The sequence below is a fragment of the Microbacterium sp. K36 genome, from assembly GCF_004794355.1.
In the GTDB taxonomy this organism is placed as follows: domain Bacteria; phylum Actinomycetota; class Actinomycetes; order Actinomycetales; family Microbacteriaceae; genus Microbacterium; species Microbacterium paraoxydans_D.
In genome coordinates this window covers 47,893-61,746 of record NZ_SSDN01000072.1, presented here as the reverse complement: position 1 = coordinate 61,746, position 13,854 = coordinate 47,893, and the positions used below count along the sequence as shown (strand labels likewise).

Annotated in this window: 14 protein-coding genes; 9 read left to right on the top strand and 5 right to left on the bottom strand. The window is 69.7% G+C overall.

What is annotated here, in order from left to right:
• Nucleotides 1–12 precede the first annotated feature (12 nt).
• On the top strand, nucleotides 13–675 hold the full coding sequence (locus tag DW296_RS08245; protein ID WP_136051836.1) for a transaldolase family protein: 663 nt from the start codon (nucleotides 13–15) through the stop codon (nucleotides 673–675).
• A 4-nt stretch (nucleotides 676–679) separates the two neighbouring features.
• On the opposite strand, the gene DW296_RS08240 is transcribed toward DW296_RS08245, so the two are convergent.
• Nucleotides 680–1,357 carry a FadR/GntR family transcriptional regulator gene (locus tag DW296_RS08240; RefSeq protein ID WP_025105368.1) on the bottom strand — a complete coding sequence of 226 codons (678 nt, stop codon included), beginning with the start codon at nucleotides 1,355–1,357 and terminating at the stop codon, nucleotides 680–682.
• A 47-nt stretch (nucleotides 1,358–1,404) separates the two neighbouring features.
• Here DW296_RS08240 and DW296_RS08235 point away from each other — a divergent pair, with 47 nt between their 5' ends.
• Complete coding sequence (locus tag DW296_RS08235) at nucleotides 1,405–2,304, top strand: amidohydrolase family protein (protein WP_136051835.1); 900 nt, start codon at nucleotides 1,405–1,407, stop codon at nucleotides 2,302–2,304.
• A gap of 165 nt (nucleotides 2,305–2,469) precedes the next feature.
• On the opposite strand, the gene DW296_RS08230 is transcribed toward DW296_RS08235, so the two are convergent.
• Both DW296_RS08230 and DW296_RS08225 read right to left on the bottom strand, forming a co-directional pair.
• Nucleotides 2,470–3,261, bottom strand: a complete 792-nt coding sequence (locus DW296_RS08230; protein ID WP_136051834.1) for an SDR family NAD(P)-dependent oxidoreductase — start codon at nucleotides 3,259–3,261, stop codon at nucleotides 2,470–2,472.
• Complete coding sequence (locus DW296_RS08225) at nucleotides 3,243–4,103, bottom strand: fumarylacetoacetate hydrolase family protein (RefSeq protein ID WP_136051833.1); 861 nt, start codon at nucleotides 4,101–4,103, stop codon at nucleotides 3,243–3,245. The genes DW296_RS08230 and DW296_RS08225 overlap by 19 nt, the downstream gene beginning before the upstream one ends.
• A 123-nt stretch (nucleotides 4,104–4,226) precedes the next feature.
• On the opposite strand from DW296_RS08225, the gene DW296_RS08220 reads away from it, so the two are divergent.
• Genes DW296_RS08220 through DW296_RS08210 form a run of 3 tightly spaced genes read left to right on the top strand, consistent with a single transcriptional unit; the run spans nucleotide 4,227 to nucleotide 6,922 of the window.
• Complete coding sequence (locus tag DW296_RS08220) at nucleotides 4,227–5,522, top strand: L-fuconate dehydratase (protein WP_136051832.1); 1,296 nt, start codon at nucleotides 4,227–4,229, stop codon at nucleotides 5,520–5,522.
• Nucleotides 5,509–6,477, top strand: a complete 969-nt coding sequence (locus DW296_RS08215) for an aldo/keto reductase (RefSeq protein WP_136051831.1) — start codon at nucleotides 5,509–5,511, stop codon at nucleotides 6,475–6,477. The genes DW296_RS08220 and DW296_RS08215 overlap by 14 nt, the downstream gene beginning before the upstream one ends.
• A gap of 25 nt (nucleotides 6,478–6,502) precedes the next feature.
• A complete protein-coding gene (locus DW296_RS08210) occupies nucleotides 6,503–6,922 on the top strand; it encodes an RbsD/FucU family protein (protein WP_136051830.1) in 420 nt (139 codons plus the stop codon).
• 9 nt (nucleotides 6,923–6,931) lie between these two features.
• Here the strand turns inward: DW296_RS08210 and DW296_RS08205 are convergent, their stop codons facing one another.
• Nucleotides 6,932–7,933 carry a LacI family DNA-binding transcriptional regulator gene (locus DW296_RS08205; RefSeq protein ID WP_136051829.1) on the bottom strand — a complete coding sequence of 334 codons (1,002 nt, stop codon included), beginning with the start codon at nucleotides 7,931–7,933 and terminating at the stop codon, nucleotides 6,932–6,934.
• A 186-nt stretch (nucleotides 7,934–8,119) separates the two neighbouring features.
• Here DW296_RS08205 and DW296_RS08200 point away from each other — a divergent pair, with 186 nt between their 5' ends.
• The 4 genes from DW296_RS08200 to DW296_RS08185 all read left to right on the top strand — a co-directional run bounded on the left by DW296_RS08200 (nucleotide 8,120) and on the right by DW296_RS08185 (nucleotide 12,842).
• Complete coding sequence (locus DW296_RS08200; RefSeq protein ID WP_136051828.1) at nucleotides 8,120–8,989, top strand: sugar phosphate isomerase/epimerase family protein; 870 nt, start codon at nucleotides 8,120–8,122, stop codon at nucleotides 8,987–8,989.
• Between the two features lie 179 nt (nucleotides 8,990–9,168).
• Nucleotides 9,169–10,671 (top strand): sugar ABC transporter ATP-binding protein, encoded by a 1,503-nt coding sequence (locus tag DW296_RS08195; RefSeq protein WP_136051827.1) that lies wholly within the window; start codon nucleotides 9,169–9,171, stop codon nucleotides 10,669–10,671.
• The gene (locus DW296_RS08190; RefSeq protein WP_205807905.1) at nucleotides 10,671–11,705 is read left to right on the top strand and encodes an ABC transporter permease; all 1,035 of its coding nucleotides are present in this window, start codon (nucleotides 10,671–10,673) and stop codon (nucleotides 11,703–11,705) included. The genes DW296_RS08195 and DW296_RS08190 overlap by 1 nt, the downstream gene beginning before the upstream one ends.
• Before the next feature lie 135 nt (nucleotides 11,706–11,840).
• Nucleotides 11,841–12,842: an ABC transporter substrate-binding protein gene (locus DW296_RS08185; protein ID WP_071329175.1), complete on the top strand. Its 1,002-nt coding sequence runs from the start codon at nucleotides 11,841–11,843 to the stop codon at nucleotides 12,840–12,842.
• A 709-nt stretch (nucleotides 12,843–13,551) separates the two neighbouring features.
• On the opposite strand, the gene DW296_RS08180 is transcribed toward DW296_RS08185, so the two are convergent.
• The gene (locus DW296_RS08180) at nucleotides 13,552–13,848 is read right to left on the bottom strand and encodes a putative quinol monooxygenase (RefSeq protein ID WP_126894150.1); all 297 of its coding nucleotides are present in this window, start codon (nucleotides 13,846–13,848) and stop codon (nucleotides 13,552–13,554) included.
• Between the last annotated feature and the right edge of the window lie 6 nt (nucleotides 13,849–13,854).

The window sequence follows — 13,854 nt, the reverse complement described above, 5'->3', positions numbered from 1 at the left end:
GAGGAGACCCCGATGACCGCGATCGCGCCCCGCCTGTACGTCGACAGCGCCGACACCGACCGCGTCTCGCGGCTGCTCTCCGCCGGTGTCGTGCACGGCGTCACGACGAACCCCACGATCCTCGAGCGCGGCGGGCGGACGGCTGCGGAGATCCCCGAGCTCTATGCCCGCTGGGTGGACGAGGGGGCTCGCGAGGTGTTCTTCCAGACGTGGGGTGGCGACACGGACTCCTTTCTGCGGAACGCGGAGGGCATCCGCGCGCTCGGCGACCGGGTGGTGGTCAAGGTGCCCGCGACCGCAGCTGGTTTCGCGACGGCCTCGGCCCTCGTCCGGGACGGGGCCACGGTCCTCGTCACGGCGGTGTACTCCGTCGCGCAGGCGCTCGCGTGCGCCTCGATCGGCGCCCAGTACATCGCGCCCTACCTCGGACGCATGCGCGACGCGGGCATGGACGGCGACGCGCTCATCGCCCGGATGCAGGAGATGTGCGCGGGCAGCGGCTCCAATGTGCTCGCCGCGTCCCTGCGCTCGGCCGACGACATCACGGGGCTGCGCGCGGCCGGCGTCCCGTATTTCACCGCCGCGCCCGACGTGCTCGACGAGATGCTGTTCCACGCGGTGAGCGGCAGCTCGGCGGCGGAGTTCGACGCCGCGATGCAGCGCCTCGGGGCCTGACGGCTCAGGCCGACGCGGCCTGCCGCAGCCACCGCTCGACACCCGCGATGTGGGCCGTGGCGAGGGAGGTCGCCAATGCCGAGTCGCGCTGGGCGATGGCGTCGGCGATGGCGCGATGCTCCGACAGGGTGCGCTCCACGGCGCCGCCCTCCGTGAGGCCCCGCCACACGCGCGCCCGGACCGTCTGGCTGCTCAGGTGCTCGATGAGGCTCGCGAGGTAGGCGTTGCCCGCCATGCCCACGATCTCGCGGTGGAAGCGGATGTCGTGGTCGACGAGCTCCTCGATCCCGACGGACGCGTCGACGGCCTCCACCTCCTCCTGCAGGGCCGCGATCGCCTCGTCCGTGCCGAGGGTCGCCGCGAGCCCGGTGGCCTGGGATTCGAGCATCCGGCGGACGGCGAACATCTCCAGCATCGAGTCGTCGTCGTGCATGTCCACGACGAACGCGATCGCCTCCAGCAGCAGGTGCGGCTCCAGGCTCGTGACATAGGTGCCGTCGCCGCGCCGCACGTCGAGGACACGGATGACCTCCAGCGCCTTGACCGCCTCGCGCATGGAGTTGCGGGAGAGGCCGAGGCGCTCGGACAGCTCCTTCTCCGGGGGGAGGCGATCGCCGGGGGCCAGTTCGCCCGACACGATCATCGCCTTGATCTTCTCGATCGCCTCGTCCGTCACTGCCATGGCGCTCATCCTCGCACAACATCCGATGTCTGCGGCAGGATGGGGACATGCGCATCCTCGACTCGCACCTGCACCTGTGGGACCCGGAGGCCCTCGAGTACACGTGGCTGGAGGGGCCGCTCGCGGGGCGCTTCGGCGCCGACGAGCTCGACCGTGCGCGGGTGGAGCGGGCCACGGCCGAGCGGGCCGTGTTCGTGCAGGCCGAGACCGCCGAGGACGACTTCCTCGCGGAGGTGCGGTGGGTGGCCGGGCAGGCGGAGCGGCTCGGGGTGGTCGGCATCGTCGCCGGCGTCCGGCTCGATCGCGGCACCGACACCACGGTGCACTTGGAGAGCCTCACCGCGGAACCCCTGGTCGTCGGGGTGCGTCACCTGCTGCAGGGGGAGCCGGACGGCGTGATGCTCTCGTCGGCCTTCATCTCCGGAGCCCGGGAGGTCGCGGCGCACGGGTGGACCTTCGACGCGTGCGTGCGGGCGGGGCAGCTCCCCGACGTCGCACGGTTGTCCGGCGCGATCCCCGAGCTGCGGATCGTGCTCGACCACCTGGGTAAGCCGGAGGTCGGGACGGCTTCTGCTCCGCGCACGCCCTCTGTGGAGTGGGAGCGCGACCTCGCCGAGCTGGCGCGACACCCCGGGGTGTTCTGCAAGGTGTCCGGACTCCCCGCGGAGGCCGGAGGGGACTGGAGCCTCGCGCAGCTCGAACCCTTCCTCGACACCGCGGCCGACGTCTTCGGTCCCGAGCGCCTGATGTGGGGGAGCGACTGGCCCGTGTCGGCGGTCGGCCCCGTGGAGCATGACGGCCCGAATGCTCCCGCCGACGGCTCTCCGGTGTATCAGCCCTCCGCCCGCAGCCGCTGGGCCGACGCCGTGGCGACGTGGGCCTCCTCCCGCGGCATCGATCACGACGCCCTCTTCCACGCCACCGCCACCTCCGTCTACTCCCTCTAGCCCCCCACCCCCCTTTACGCGGGGCGAGGAGGCGTGCGGGATGAGAAAGGCGCACGCGGGACGGGAAGGGGGAGCGGGATTGATCCCGGCCGGGGGACTGGACGGGACGGGACGGGGACGGCCCGGGGTCTCGCGGGGAGACACCGGGCCGTCGGGAAGATCGGATCACTCGGGGCGGAGGCGGAGCTGCGCCATCCCCCCGTCGACCTCGATGAAGGTGCCCGTGGTGGAGCCGGCGGCGGGACTCACGAGGTAGGCCACCGCGGCGGCGACCTCGTCCGGGCTCACCAGGCGTCCGTGGGGCTGTCGTGCCTCCAACGCGGCCCGCTCGGCGGCGGGGTCGTCCGCGGAGTCGAGCAGTCGTCCGACCCAGGGCGTGTCCGCGGTGCCGGGGTTGACCGCATTGACGCGGATGCCCTCGCGCAGGTGGTCGGCGGCCATCGCGCGGGTCAGAGCCGATACGGCGCCCTTCGACGCGGAGTACAGCGCCCGCTGCGGGAGCCCGGTGGTCGAGGCGATCGAGGCCGTGTTGCACACCGCGGCGGCCGGGGACTTCCGCAGCCAGGGCAGTGCCGCCGACGTCACCCGTGCGATGCCGGTGACGTTGATGGAGAGGACGCGCGCCCACTCATCGTCGTCGTTCGCGGCGATGTCGCCCTGTGCGCCGATGCCGGCGTTGTTGACGACGATGTCGATGCGGCCGAAGCGCTCGGCGACGGCGGCGACGGCGGCGTGCACGCTCGAGCGGTCGGAGACGTCGGCGGTGAACGCGGCGAACCGCTCGTCGGCGTGCGTGGTGTCACGGTCGAGGACTGCGACGGTGACGCCGTCCGTGTGCAGACGGTCGGCGATCGCCGCGCCGATGCCGGAAGCGCCACCGGTGACGATGGCCACGAGGCCTTCCGTGCCGGCGTCGGGTTCCTGAGCCTGTCGAAGGGTCACTTCTCTGCCTTCCATGCGATGAAATCCTGGCGCTGACGGCCGAGGCCGTCGATCTCGATCTCGACCACGTCGCCCGCCGCCAGGTAGGGGTATTTGCCGGACAGGGCCACGCCCTGCGGAGTGCCGGTGAGGATCAGGTCACCGGGCTCGAGCGTCACGTACTGCGACAGGTGGTGCACAATCTGCTCGACAGTGAAGATCATGTCGCTCGTGTTCGAGTCCTGCCGCGGCTCGCCGTTCACGAAGCTGCGGAGGCCGAGCGCCTGGTGGTCGACTTCGTCCGGCGTGACCAGCCACGGACCCGTGGGGTTGAAGCCGAAGGCGATCTTGCCCTTCGACCACTGCCCGCCGGAGACCGCCATCTGGAAGTCGCGCTCCGACACGTCGTTCGCGGCGACGAAGCCGGCGACGTGCGCCATCGACTCCTCCGGGGAGTCGAGGTACGCGGTGCGGGTGCCGATGACGATGCCGAGCTCGACCTCCCAGTCGGTCTTCTCGCTCCCGCGCGGGATGGTCACGGCGTCGTTCGGGCCCACCACCGTGTTGGGCGTCTTGAGGAAGATGATGGGGATGGTCGGCGGCTCCGACCCCGACTCCGCGGCGTGGGCGGCGTAGTTCATCCCGATGCAGATCACCGCACTCGGGCGGGCGATCGGGGCGCCGATGCGCATCGTCGCGGCGTCCGGCAGCTCGGAGAGCTCCCCGGCGTCGCGGGCGGCGGCGACGCGGGCGACGAAGTCTCCCGCAAGGAAGTCGCCGTTGACATCGGATGTCACCGGGCGGAGGTCGAGGTAGCGGTCACCCTCCAGGAGGACGGGGATCTCCGCCCCCGGGGTGCCGAGCCGCGCGAACTTCATGATTCTCCTGATCGTTCGGGAGGCCGCTGCTCAGCGGCCGGTCTCGTTGACAGTATAGACATCGGATGTTTACACTCCAAGAGATCCGCGCGGAAGAACGACCCGCGCATGGAGAGGAACCCCGTGAGCCGTATCGTCGCCCTCGACACCACCGACATCCGCTTCCCCACGTCGCTGAGCCTGGACGGCTCCGACGCGATGAACCCGGACCCCGACTACTCCGCCGCGTACGTCATCGTCCGCACGGACGCCGGCGACGGCATCGAGGGGCACGCCTTCGTCTTCACGATCGGCCGCGGCAACGACGTGCAGGTCGCCGCGATCGACGCGCTCGCCGGGCACCTCGTCGGGCGTGAGATCGAGCCGCTGCTCGACGACATGGGCGGCACGTTCCGCGAGATCATCGGCGACTCGCAGCTTCGCTGGCTGGGACCGGAGAAGGGCGTCATGCACATGGCCATCGGCGCGGTCGTCAACGCGCTGTGGGACATCAAGGCCAAGCGCGCCGGTCTCCCGCTCTGGCAGCTGCTCGCCCGGATGACCCCGGAGGAGCTCGTCGACCTCGTCGACTTCCGCTACCTCACCAACGCCCTCACCCGCGAGGAGGCCCTGGAGATCCTGCGCGCGGCGGAGCCCGGCCGGGCCGAGCGCGAGCAGCAGCTCCTCGCCACCGGCTACCCCGGCTACACGACCAGCCCCGGCTGGCTCGGCTACTCGGACGAGAAGCTCGAGCGCCTCGCCCGCGAGGCCATGGCCGACGGGTTCACGCAGATCAAGCTCAAGGTCGGTGCCGACCTGCAGGACGACATCCGCCGCTTCCGCAAGGCGCGCGAGGTCTGCGGACCCGACTTCCCCATCGCGATCGACGCGAACCAGCGCTGGGAGGTGTCGGAGGCCATCGAGTGGGTGAACGCGCTCGCCGAGTTCCACCCCGCCTGGATCGAGGAGCCCACGAGCCCCGACGACATCCTCGGCCACGCCGAAATCGCCCGCGGCGTCGCACCCATCCGCGTCGCCACCGGAGAGCACGCGCAGAACCGGATGATCTTCAAGCAGCTGCTGCAGGCCGACGCGATCTCGGTCATGCAGATCGACGCCGTCCGCGTCGCGGGGGTCAACGAGAACATCGCCAACCTGCTGCTCGCGGCGAAGTTCGACGTGCCGGTGTGCCCGCACGCCGGCGGCGTGGGGCTGTGCGAGGCCGTGCAGCACCTGTCGATGTTCGACTTCGTCGCCGTCTCCGGTACCCGCGAGGGCCGCCTGATCGAGTTCGTCGACCACCTGCACGAGCACTTCGTCGTGCCGACCGACATCCAGGGCGGCTCCTACATGGCCCCGACCGCGCCGGGTACGGGCATGGAGATGAAGGCCGACAGCATCGCGGAGTACACCTGGACGGGCGCGCATGTCCACGCCTGACCGCCTGACCGTCCCGACTCTCGGCTATGGGGCTGCGAACGTCGGCAACCTCTTCCGCGAGCTGTCCGACGACGACGCCTGGGCCGTGTTGGACGCGGCGTGGGAGAGCGGCATCCGCTTCTACGACACCGCTCCGCACTACGGCCTCGGGCTCTCCGAGCGTCGCCTCGGAGCCTTCCTGCAGACCAAGCCGCGGGAGGAGTACGTGCTCTCGACCAAGGTCGGCCGTCTGCTGCGCCCGAATCCCGATCACGCCGGCGGCCTTGACACCGCGAACGACTTCCACGTGGCGGACGACCTTCAGCGCGTGTGGGACTTCTCGGCGGACGGCATCCGGACGAGCCTGGACGAGTCCCGCGAGCGCCTGGGCATCGAGCGCATCGACCTGCTCTACCTGCACGACCCGGAGCGGCACGACCTCGACCTCGCGCTCGCCGAGGCCCTTCCCGCCCTGGAGCAGCTGCGCGCGGACGGTGAGGTGACCGCGATCGGCATCGGCTCGATGGTGTCGGAGGCCCTCGCGGCATCCGTGCGCTCCGCCGACCTCGACCTCGTGATGGTGGCCGGTCGGTACACGCTGCTGGAGCAGCCCGCCGCCGTCGACGTGTTGCCCGCGTGCCGCGAGACCGGAACGGGGATCGTCGCGGCGTCGGTGTTCAACTCCGGACTCCTCGCCTCGAACGAGCCGCGACGGGACGGCCGCTACGAGTACGGGCAGCTTCCGGACGAGCTGTGGGATCGGCTCGTGCGGATCGCCGCGGTGTGCGCCGATCACGATGTGCCCCTGCCGGCCGCCGCGATCCGGTTCCCGCTGCAGGCCGACGTGGTGCGTTCCGTGGTGGTCGGCGGCAGTCGGCCCGCGCAGCTCCGGCAGAACGCCGAGTACGCTGCCCTGGAGATCCCGTCGGCCCTGTGGGAGAACCTCGCGGCCGAGGGCCTCATCCCCGCCTCCTGACCTCCGCCCACCGAGAGGAGCCGCCGTGCTCGAAGGAATCCACCCGCTGCTGACCGGGGAGCTGCTGCTGCATCTCGACCGCATGGGGCACTCCGACGCGGTGGTCGTCGCCGACGCGCACTTCCCGGCCTGGGGTCTCGGGGCGCGCGTGGTCGATCTTCCCGGCACCACGACGCCCGAGGTCGTCGCGGCCATCCGCAGCGTGCTGCCGTTGGACGACGCGCCCGGTATCGACCTGATGACTTCGGCCGACGGCGAGGTGCTGGATGTGCAGCGCGAGCTCATGGCCGCGGCGGGCACGGAGCTCGACAGCACGCGCTTCGTGGAGCGGTTCGCGTACTACGAGGTCGCGAAGGAGGCGTATCTGATGGTGCGCACGGGAGAGACGCGGAAGTACGGCAACGCGCTCCTCCGGAAGGGCGTGGTCGGCCACCCCTCGGCCTGACCCGGGGGTTCAGCGCCCGACGGTCGACTCCCGCACGATGAGCTCGGCGGGGAACGGCGTGGGCGCCGGGGGCGCGGCGGTCGGATCGGCGAGGAGCTGCAGCAGCGCGGCCCCGGCGGCGCGACCGATCTCGTAGCCGGGCTGCCGGACGCTCGTCAGCGGCACCACGCCCTGGTGTGCGGCGGCCACGTCGTCGAAGCCGACGAGGGCGATCTCCTCCGGCACCCGGATGCCGTGGCGCAGCAGCTGCGTCAGCACGCCGAGGGCCACCCCGTCGTTCGCGGCGAAGACCGCGTCGGGACGCTCTTCCGTCGGGAGGTCCGTCAGGTGCGCCCCGGCACGGAGGCCGTCTTCGGTCGTGAGATGCTCGACGTCGAGGACGGAGACGCGGGCGTCGGTCCCCGCCACGGCGTCCTGCAAGCCCGCCAGGCGGTCGTTCGACTGGCTCACCGTCGGGGCTCCGAGGAACAGGATGCGGCGACGGCCGAGGGAGAGCAGGTGCTCGCCGGCCAGCCGTCCGCCACCGCGGTCGTCGAAGGTGACCGCGGCGACGGAGGGCGAATCCCGGATGGGGCCGACGACCACCGAGCGGATCCCGCGGGTCGCGAGCTGTTCCAGCCGTGGCACGACATCGCCGCGCGGGTAGATGACGATGCCCTGCACCCGGTGGGCCTCGAACATGTCGATGTTCTGCTCCTCGCGGGCGGCATCGCGGGCGCTGTCGCTGAAGAAGAGCGACCAGCCGCCCTCGCGGGCCACGTCGTCGACGCCGCGGGAGAGGTCGTTGAAGTACGGCAGCCAGGCGTCGAGGAGGATGAGGGCGAGGGCCTTGCTCGATCCGGCGCGGAGCTGACGGGCCGATTCGTTCGGCACGAAGCCGAGCTCGGCGATCGCGGCGCGCACGCGCTCGCGGCTGGCGGCGCCGAGGACGTGCGGGTGATTCAGGTAGTTCGACACCGTCGACGCCGAGACCCCCGCGAGAGCCGCGACATCCTTCACGCTCGCGGGCATGGGCCTCCTTCGGCGATGGGACCGCTGGCGCGGCCGGATGAGGCCCAGGCTAGCGGAGGACTTGTAACGTGCCAAGAAAGTTCTTGACACCCCGGCGGAGGGCGACGTAGCGTGACTCGAACACCGGACTTGTAACGTGCCAAGTCTGCGCGGCGACGGTGCCGGACACCCGCCGGAGGAGCGCTCATGAACATCGGCTGCCACGGACTCGTCTGGACGGGGACCTTCGACGCGGACGGCATCCGGCTCGCGGTCGAGAAGACGAAGCAGGCGGGCTTCGACCTCATCGAGTTCCCGCTGATGGACCCGTTCTCGTTCGACGTTGCCGCCGCCCAGGCCGCCCTCGCGGAGCACGGACTCGCGGTCAGCGCCTCGCTCGGGCTCTCCGACGAGACCGACATCACGAGCGGTGACCCTGCCGTGGTCGCCGCGGGCGAGGCGCTCCTGCTCCGCGCGGTCGACGTGCTCGCCGAGCTCGGCGGTACGCACTTCTGCGGGGTGATCTACAGCGCGATGAAGAAGTACATGGATCCGGTGACGCCGGCGGGTCTGGCAGCGAGTCGTCGCACCATCGCGCGGGTCGCCGACCACGCCGCCGCGCGCGGGGTCTCGGTCTCGCTCGAGGTCGTCAACCGCTACGAGACCAACGTGCTGAACACCGCGCGGCAGGCGCTGGCGTACCTCGGCGAGGTCGACCGCCCGAACCTCGGCATCCACCTGGACACGTACCACATGAACATCGAGGAGTCGGATATGTTCGCGCCGGTGCTCGATGCGGCTCCCGCCCTGCGGTACGTGCACATCGGCGAGAGCCACCGCGGCTATCTCGGCACCGGGACGGTCGACTTCGACACGTTCTTCAAGGCGCTCGGGCGCATCGGCTACGACGGCCCCATCGTGTTCGAGTCGTTCTCCTCGGCGGTGGTCGCGCCCGACCTCAGCCGCATGCTCGGCATTTGGCGCAACCTCTGGACCGACAACGACGAGCTGGGTGCGCACGCGAACGCCTACACCCGCGACAAGCTCGTCGCCGTCGATTCGATCCGCCTCCACTGACGCCCGGGCGGCGGTTCGAGACCAAGATGTTATTACAGGTCTTCCCTCGCCGCCGATCGTTAGATACATTTAGATACAACTTGCACTGACCCGGGTGCAGGTCGCAGAATTGATCCGATGTTTACGGCGGAACGGTCCGCCGCAATCGCGACAGAACCTTCAAGGAAGCAGGTGAGCGCATGAGTGGACCCATCCTGAGGGTCGAGGGGATCAGCAAAGGATTCCCCGGTGTCCAGGCGCTGAAGGACGTGCATCTCGAGGTGCGCGCCGGCGAGGTGCTCGTACTCGTGGGTGAGAACGGTGCCGGCAAGTCCACCCTGATGAAGATCCTCTCCGGGATCTACACCAAGGACGAGGGCACGATCACGTTCGAGGGGCAGGAGGTCGAGCTCACCAGCCCGCTGCAGGCGCAGGAGCTGGGGATCACGATCATCCACCAGGAGCTCAACCTGATGCCCGACCTCACGGTCGCGCAGAACATCTACGTCGGCCGCGAGCCCACGACGGGCCCGTTCCTGTCGGAGCGGAAGCTCAACCGGCAGACGGCGGAGCTGCTGCAGCGCCTCGACATCCACCTCGACCCGCGCCAGCGCGTGGGCGAGCTGACGGTGGCTGAGCAGCAGATGGTCGAGATCGCCAAGGCGCTGTCCTTCAACGCCAAGGTCCTCATCATGGACGAGCCGACGTCGGCCCTCACCGACAGCGAGGTCGAGACCCTCTTCGTCCTCATCGAGCAGCTCAAGGCCCGTGGCACCGGCATCGTGTACATCTCGCACCGCATGGACGAGCTGCGCCGCCTGGCGGACCGGGTGACCGTCCTCCGCGACGGCACATACATCGGATCACTCGACAAGTCCGAGATCACGATCCCGACGATCATCGAGATGATGGTCGGCCGCGTGATCGACGAGGGCACCCGCCCGCAGGCCCGCGAGCACCTCAACGACCCGGTCGTGCTCGACGTGCAGGGGCTCTCCACGCGGAAGCTCCTCAAGGACGTGTCGTTCCAGCTGCATAAGGGCGAGATCCTCGGATTCGCCGGCCTCATGGGCGCCGGCCGCACCGAGACCGCCCGTGCCGTCATCGGCGCGGACCACCGTGACGGCGGCACGATCACGATCGGCGGGCGTACCGTCCGCATCGCGCAGCCCGCGGACGCGGTCAAGCACGGCGTCGGCTACCTCTCCGAGGACCGCAAGCTGCTCGGCCTCATGCTCGAGCAGGACGTCACCTTCAACACCGTGCTCGCGTCGCTCGGCTCCTACGCCAACGGCATCGGCTGGATGGGCGACAGCAAGGCCAAGAACCGCACCAAGGAGTACGTCCAGCAGCTGCGGGTGAAGACCCCCTCGGTCAACCAGGTCGTCAAGCTCCTCTCCGGAGGGAACCAGCAGAAGGTCGTCATCGCCCGGTGGCTGATGCGCGACTGCGACATCCTCATCTTCGACGAGCCGACGCGAGGCATCGACGTCGGCGCGAAGGAGGAGATCTACCGCCTCATGCAGCAGCTCGCCGACGCGGGCAAGTCCATCATCGTCATCTCGTCGGAGCTCCCCGAGATCCTCCGGGTCGCGAACCGCATCGCCGTGTTCGCGAACGGTCGCATCACCGGGACGCTCCGCAACGAGGAAGCCAGCCAGGAGAAGATCATGCAACTCGCAGCCCACGGGGAGGAAGACTGATGAGCACCCCACAGCAGTCCGGATCGTCGACGACGACGATCATCCAGACGGCCGTCAACGAGGACACCGACAAGCGCGACGTCGCCGGCTTCCTCAAGCGGCAGTTCCAGCAGTCGCTCGCATTCGGCACCCTGATCGTCCTGGTCATCTTCTTCTCGGTCGCCAGCCCGAACTTCTTCACCTTCAGCAACATCGCCACGGTGCTGCTGTCGACCGCGGTCATCGGCATCCTCGCCCTCGGCACGACGTTCGTCATCATCACGGGCGGCATCGATCTGTCGATCGGCACCGGCATGGCGCTCTGCGCCGTGATGACGGGTGTGCTCATCACCAACCTCGGCCTGCCGGTGTGGGTGGGCGTGCTCGGCGGCATCGCGACAGGTGTGCTCATGGGCCTGGTGAACGGCGTCAACATCACGTTCCTGCGGCTGCCTCCGTTCATCGCGACGCTGGCCATGATGATGATCGCCGGCGGCCTCGCCCTCGTCATCTCGAACGTCGCGCCGATCTACTTCTCGACCTCGGCTCCCGACTTCAAGAAGATCGCGCTCGGCGTGCTCATCCCCGGCATCCCGAACGCGGTGCTCATCACCGCGGCCCTCGCGATCGTCGCCTGGCTCGTGCTGTCGAAGACGCTGCTCGGCCGGTACACCTTCGCGATCGGATCGAACGAGGAGGCCACGCGCCTCTCCGGCGTCAACACCCGCCGCTGGACGATCCTCATCTACATGTTCGCCGGCGCCTTCACCGGCATCGCGGGCATCGTGATCGCCGCCCGCCTCGACTCGGCCCAGCCGCAGATCGGCACCGGCTACGAGCTGCAGGCCATCGCGGCCGTGATCATCGGCGGCACCTCGCTGCTCGGCGGCCGCGGCTCGATCCTCGGAACCGTGATCGGTGCGCTCATCATGAGCGTCCTCGTCAACGGCCTCCGGATCATGTCGATCCAGCCCGAGTGGCAGAACATCGTCGTCGGCGTCGTCGTCCTGCTGGCCGTCTTCCTCGACTCGCTGCGCAACCGCCAGCGGACCTGAGACACGGCGGCGGCGAAACCCGTGCCCGCCGCCGTCCCCGGCTCCGGCCGGACCCCGCGGAAACCCTCCGCACAGGCACCACGAATGTCCACCCGCCGGTCCTGGCCGGCACCCACACAGAACAACGGAGTTTCCATGAAATTCGGCAAGAAGACCGCATTCGCGGCACTCGTGGCCGCATCCGCGCTCGTGTTCGCCGGCTGTGCCGGCGGCGGCGACGTGATCGAAGAGGGCTCGGGTGGCGACACCGGCAGCAGCGACGGCGAGATGTACATCGCCATGGTCTCGAAGGGCTTCCAGCACCAGTTCTGGCAGGCCGTCAAGAAGGGCGCGGAGGAGAAGGCCCAGGAGCTGGGCGTCAAGATCACCTTCGAGGGCCCGGCCGCCGAGACGGAGATCGCGCAGCAGCTCGAGATGCTGACCGCCGCGATCGACAAGAACCCGGACGCCATCGCCTACGCCGCCCTCGACCCCGAGGCGTGCGTCGCCCCGCTCGAGCAGGCGAAGTCGAAGGACATCCCCGTCGTCTACTTCGACGCCCCGTGCAACGGCGACGTCGGACTCAGCCTCTCCGCGACGGACAGCAAGGTCGCCGGCGCGCTGGCGGCCGAGCACATGGCCGAGCTGATCGGCGGCGAGGGCGAGGTCGCCATCGTCGGCCACTCGCAGATCAACTCGACGGGTGTCGAGCGTCGCGACGGCTTCGTCGAGAAGATCGAGGCGGACTACCCCGACATCGAGATCGTCGACATCCAGTACGGTGACGGCGACCACCTGAAGTCGGCCGACATCGCCAAGACGCTCATCGCGGCCCACCCCGACCTTAAGGGCATCTACGGCACCAACGAGGGCTCGGCCATCGGCGTCGTGAACGCCGTGAACGAGCTCGGCCTCGAGAAGGGCAAGATCACCATCGTCGGCTTCGACTCCGGTGCGGCCCAGATCAACGCCATCAAGGACGGCACCATGGCCGGCGCCATCACGCAGGACCCGATCGGCATCGGCGCCCAGGTCGTGCAGGCGGCCTACGACGCGGCCAACGGGGACGACGTCGAGGAGTTCTACGACACCGGTTCCTACTGGTACGACAAGAACAACATCGACGACGACAAGATCGCCGCGGTCCTCTACGAGTGACCTGCACGACGGAGCCCCTCTCCCTCGGGCGGGGGGCTTCGTCGTGTCCGGGGAACTCCGGTCCGTGGTCCGTGGTCCGTGGTCCGAGGTCCGTGGTCCGACTGCACGATCCCGGGGCGACTGCACGACCGGATCCCCGGGTTCCTCGTGCACCCGTGTCGGGGTCGTGCAGACGAACCGGGTCCGGAGTCGGGGAGGTCTGGGTCTGGGTCTGGGTCTGGGTCTGGGGTGGGTCCGGGGCTGGGCCGTGGATGGGACGGATGCACGACGCGGGGACCGGTGTGTGGCCGGATGGGTGGTTCGGTCGTGCAGTCGTGACAGGGGTGTGCAGGTGAACCGGATGGCCGAGCGGAGTCGTTCGGCACGGGGACAGCCGGCCTGAGGGACGGATCCACGACTGTGGGACGGATGCACGACGGGGAGACTGAGGTGTGGCCGGATGGGCGGTTCGGTCGTGCCGTCGTGACAGGGGTGTGCAAGTGAAACCGGATGGCCGAGTGGAGTCGTTCGGGCCGGGGACGGTCAGCCCAAGGGGACCGTCAGCCCGGGGGACGGGGCACGAGGCGGGACGGATGCACGACCTGGGGACGGGGGCAGGGCGGGGAGGCCGGAGTGGGCGTGCGGGCGTTGCTAGGTCGTGCAGGGGGGAGGAGGAGACGGAGGAGACGGAGACGGAGTGGGGAAGACGGAGGGGGCAGACGGGGTGGGGTCAGAGGGGGCGGAGGAACGTGAGGATCGAGGTGGGCTCGACGATGAGTTCCTGCAGGGCGGCGTTGAAGGGGACGCCGGCGGGTGCGTGGAGGTGGGCCTGGAAGGCGTCCTCGTCGCGGTAGACCTCGTAGACGAAGAAGCGGTCAGGGTCGTCGACGAGGCGGTGGGCCTCGAAGACGATGTTGCCCTCCTCGGCGCGGACGACCTCGGCGAAGTCCCGCAGCAGCGCGGCGACCCGGTCGGCGGCTCCGGGCTGCGCGGTGAAGACGGCGTGGAGGACGGTGGGTTCGGGCATGACGAC

Bases quoted from the DNA above. Each gene is read 5' to 3' on its own strand.
- DW296_RS08240 (WP_025105368.1), bottom strand. From the start codon at position 1,357: ATGGCAGTGACGGACGAGGCGATCGAGAAGATCAAGGCGATGATCGTG.
- DW296_RS08185 (WP_071329175.1), top strand. From the start codon at position 11,841: ATGAAATTCGGCAAGAAGACCGCATTCGCGGCACTCGTGGCCGCATCC.
- DW296_RS08205 (WP_136051829.1), bottom strand. From the start codon at position 7,933: ATGCCCGCGAGCGTGAAGGATGTCGCGGCTCTCGCGGGGGTCTCGGCG.
- DW296_RS08235 (WP_136051835.1), top strand. From the start codon at position 1,405: ATGCGCATCCTCGACTCGCACCTGCACCTGTGGGACCCGGAGGCCCTC.
- DW296_RS08180 (WP_126894150.1), bottom strand. From the start codon at position 13,848: ATGCCCGAACCCACCGTCCTCCACGCCGTCTTCACCGCGCAGCCCGGA.
- DW296_RS08230 (WP_136051834.1), bottom strand. From the start codon at position 3,261: ATGGAAGGCAGAGAAGTGACCCTTCGACAGGCTCAGGAACCCGACGCC.
- DW296_RS08190 (WP_205807905.1), top strand. From the start codon at position 10,671: ATGAGCACCCCACAGCAGTCCGGATCGTCGACGACGACGATCATCCAG.
- DW296_RS08200 (WP_136051828.1), top strand. From the start codon at position 8,120: ATGAACATCGGCTGCCACGGACTCGTCTGGACGGGGACCTTCGACGCG.
- DW296_RS08225 (WP_136051833.1), bottom strand. From the start codon at position 4,103: ATGAAGTTCGCGCGGCTCGGCACCCCGGGGGCGGAGATCCCCGTCCTC.
- DW296_RS08195 (WP_136051827.1), top strand. From the start codon at position 9,169: ATGAGTGGACCCATCCTGAGGGTCGAGGGGATCAGCAAAGGATTCCCC.
- DW296_RS08215 (WP_136051831.1), top strand. From the start codon at position 5,509: ATGTCCACGCCTGACCGCCTGACCGTCCCGACTCTCGGCTATGGGGCT.
- DW296_RS08245 (WP_136051836.1), top strand. From the start codon at position 13: ATGACCGCGATCGCGCCCCGCCTGTACGTCGACAGCGCCGACACCGAC.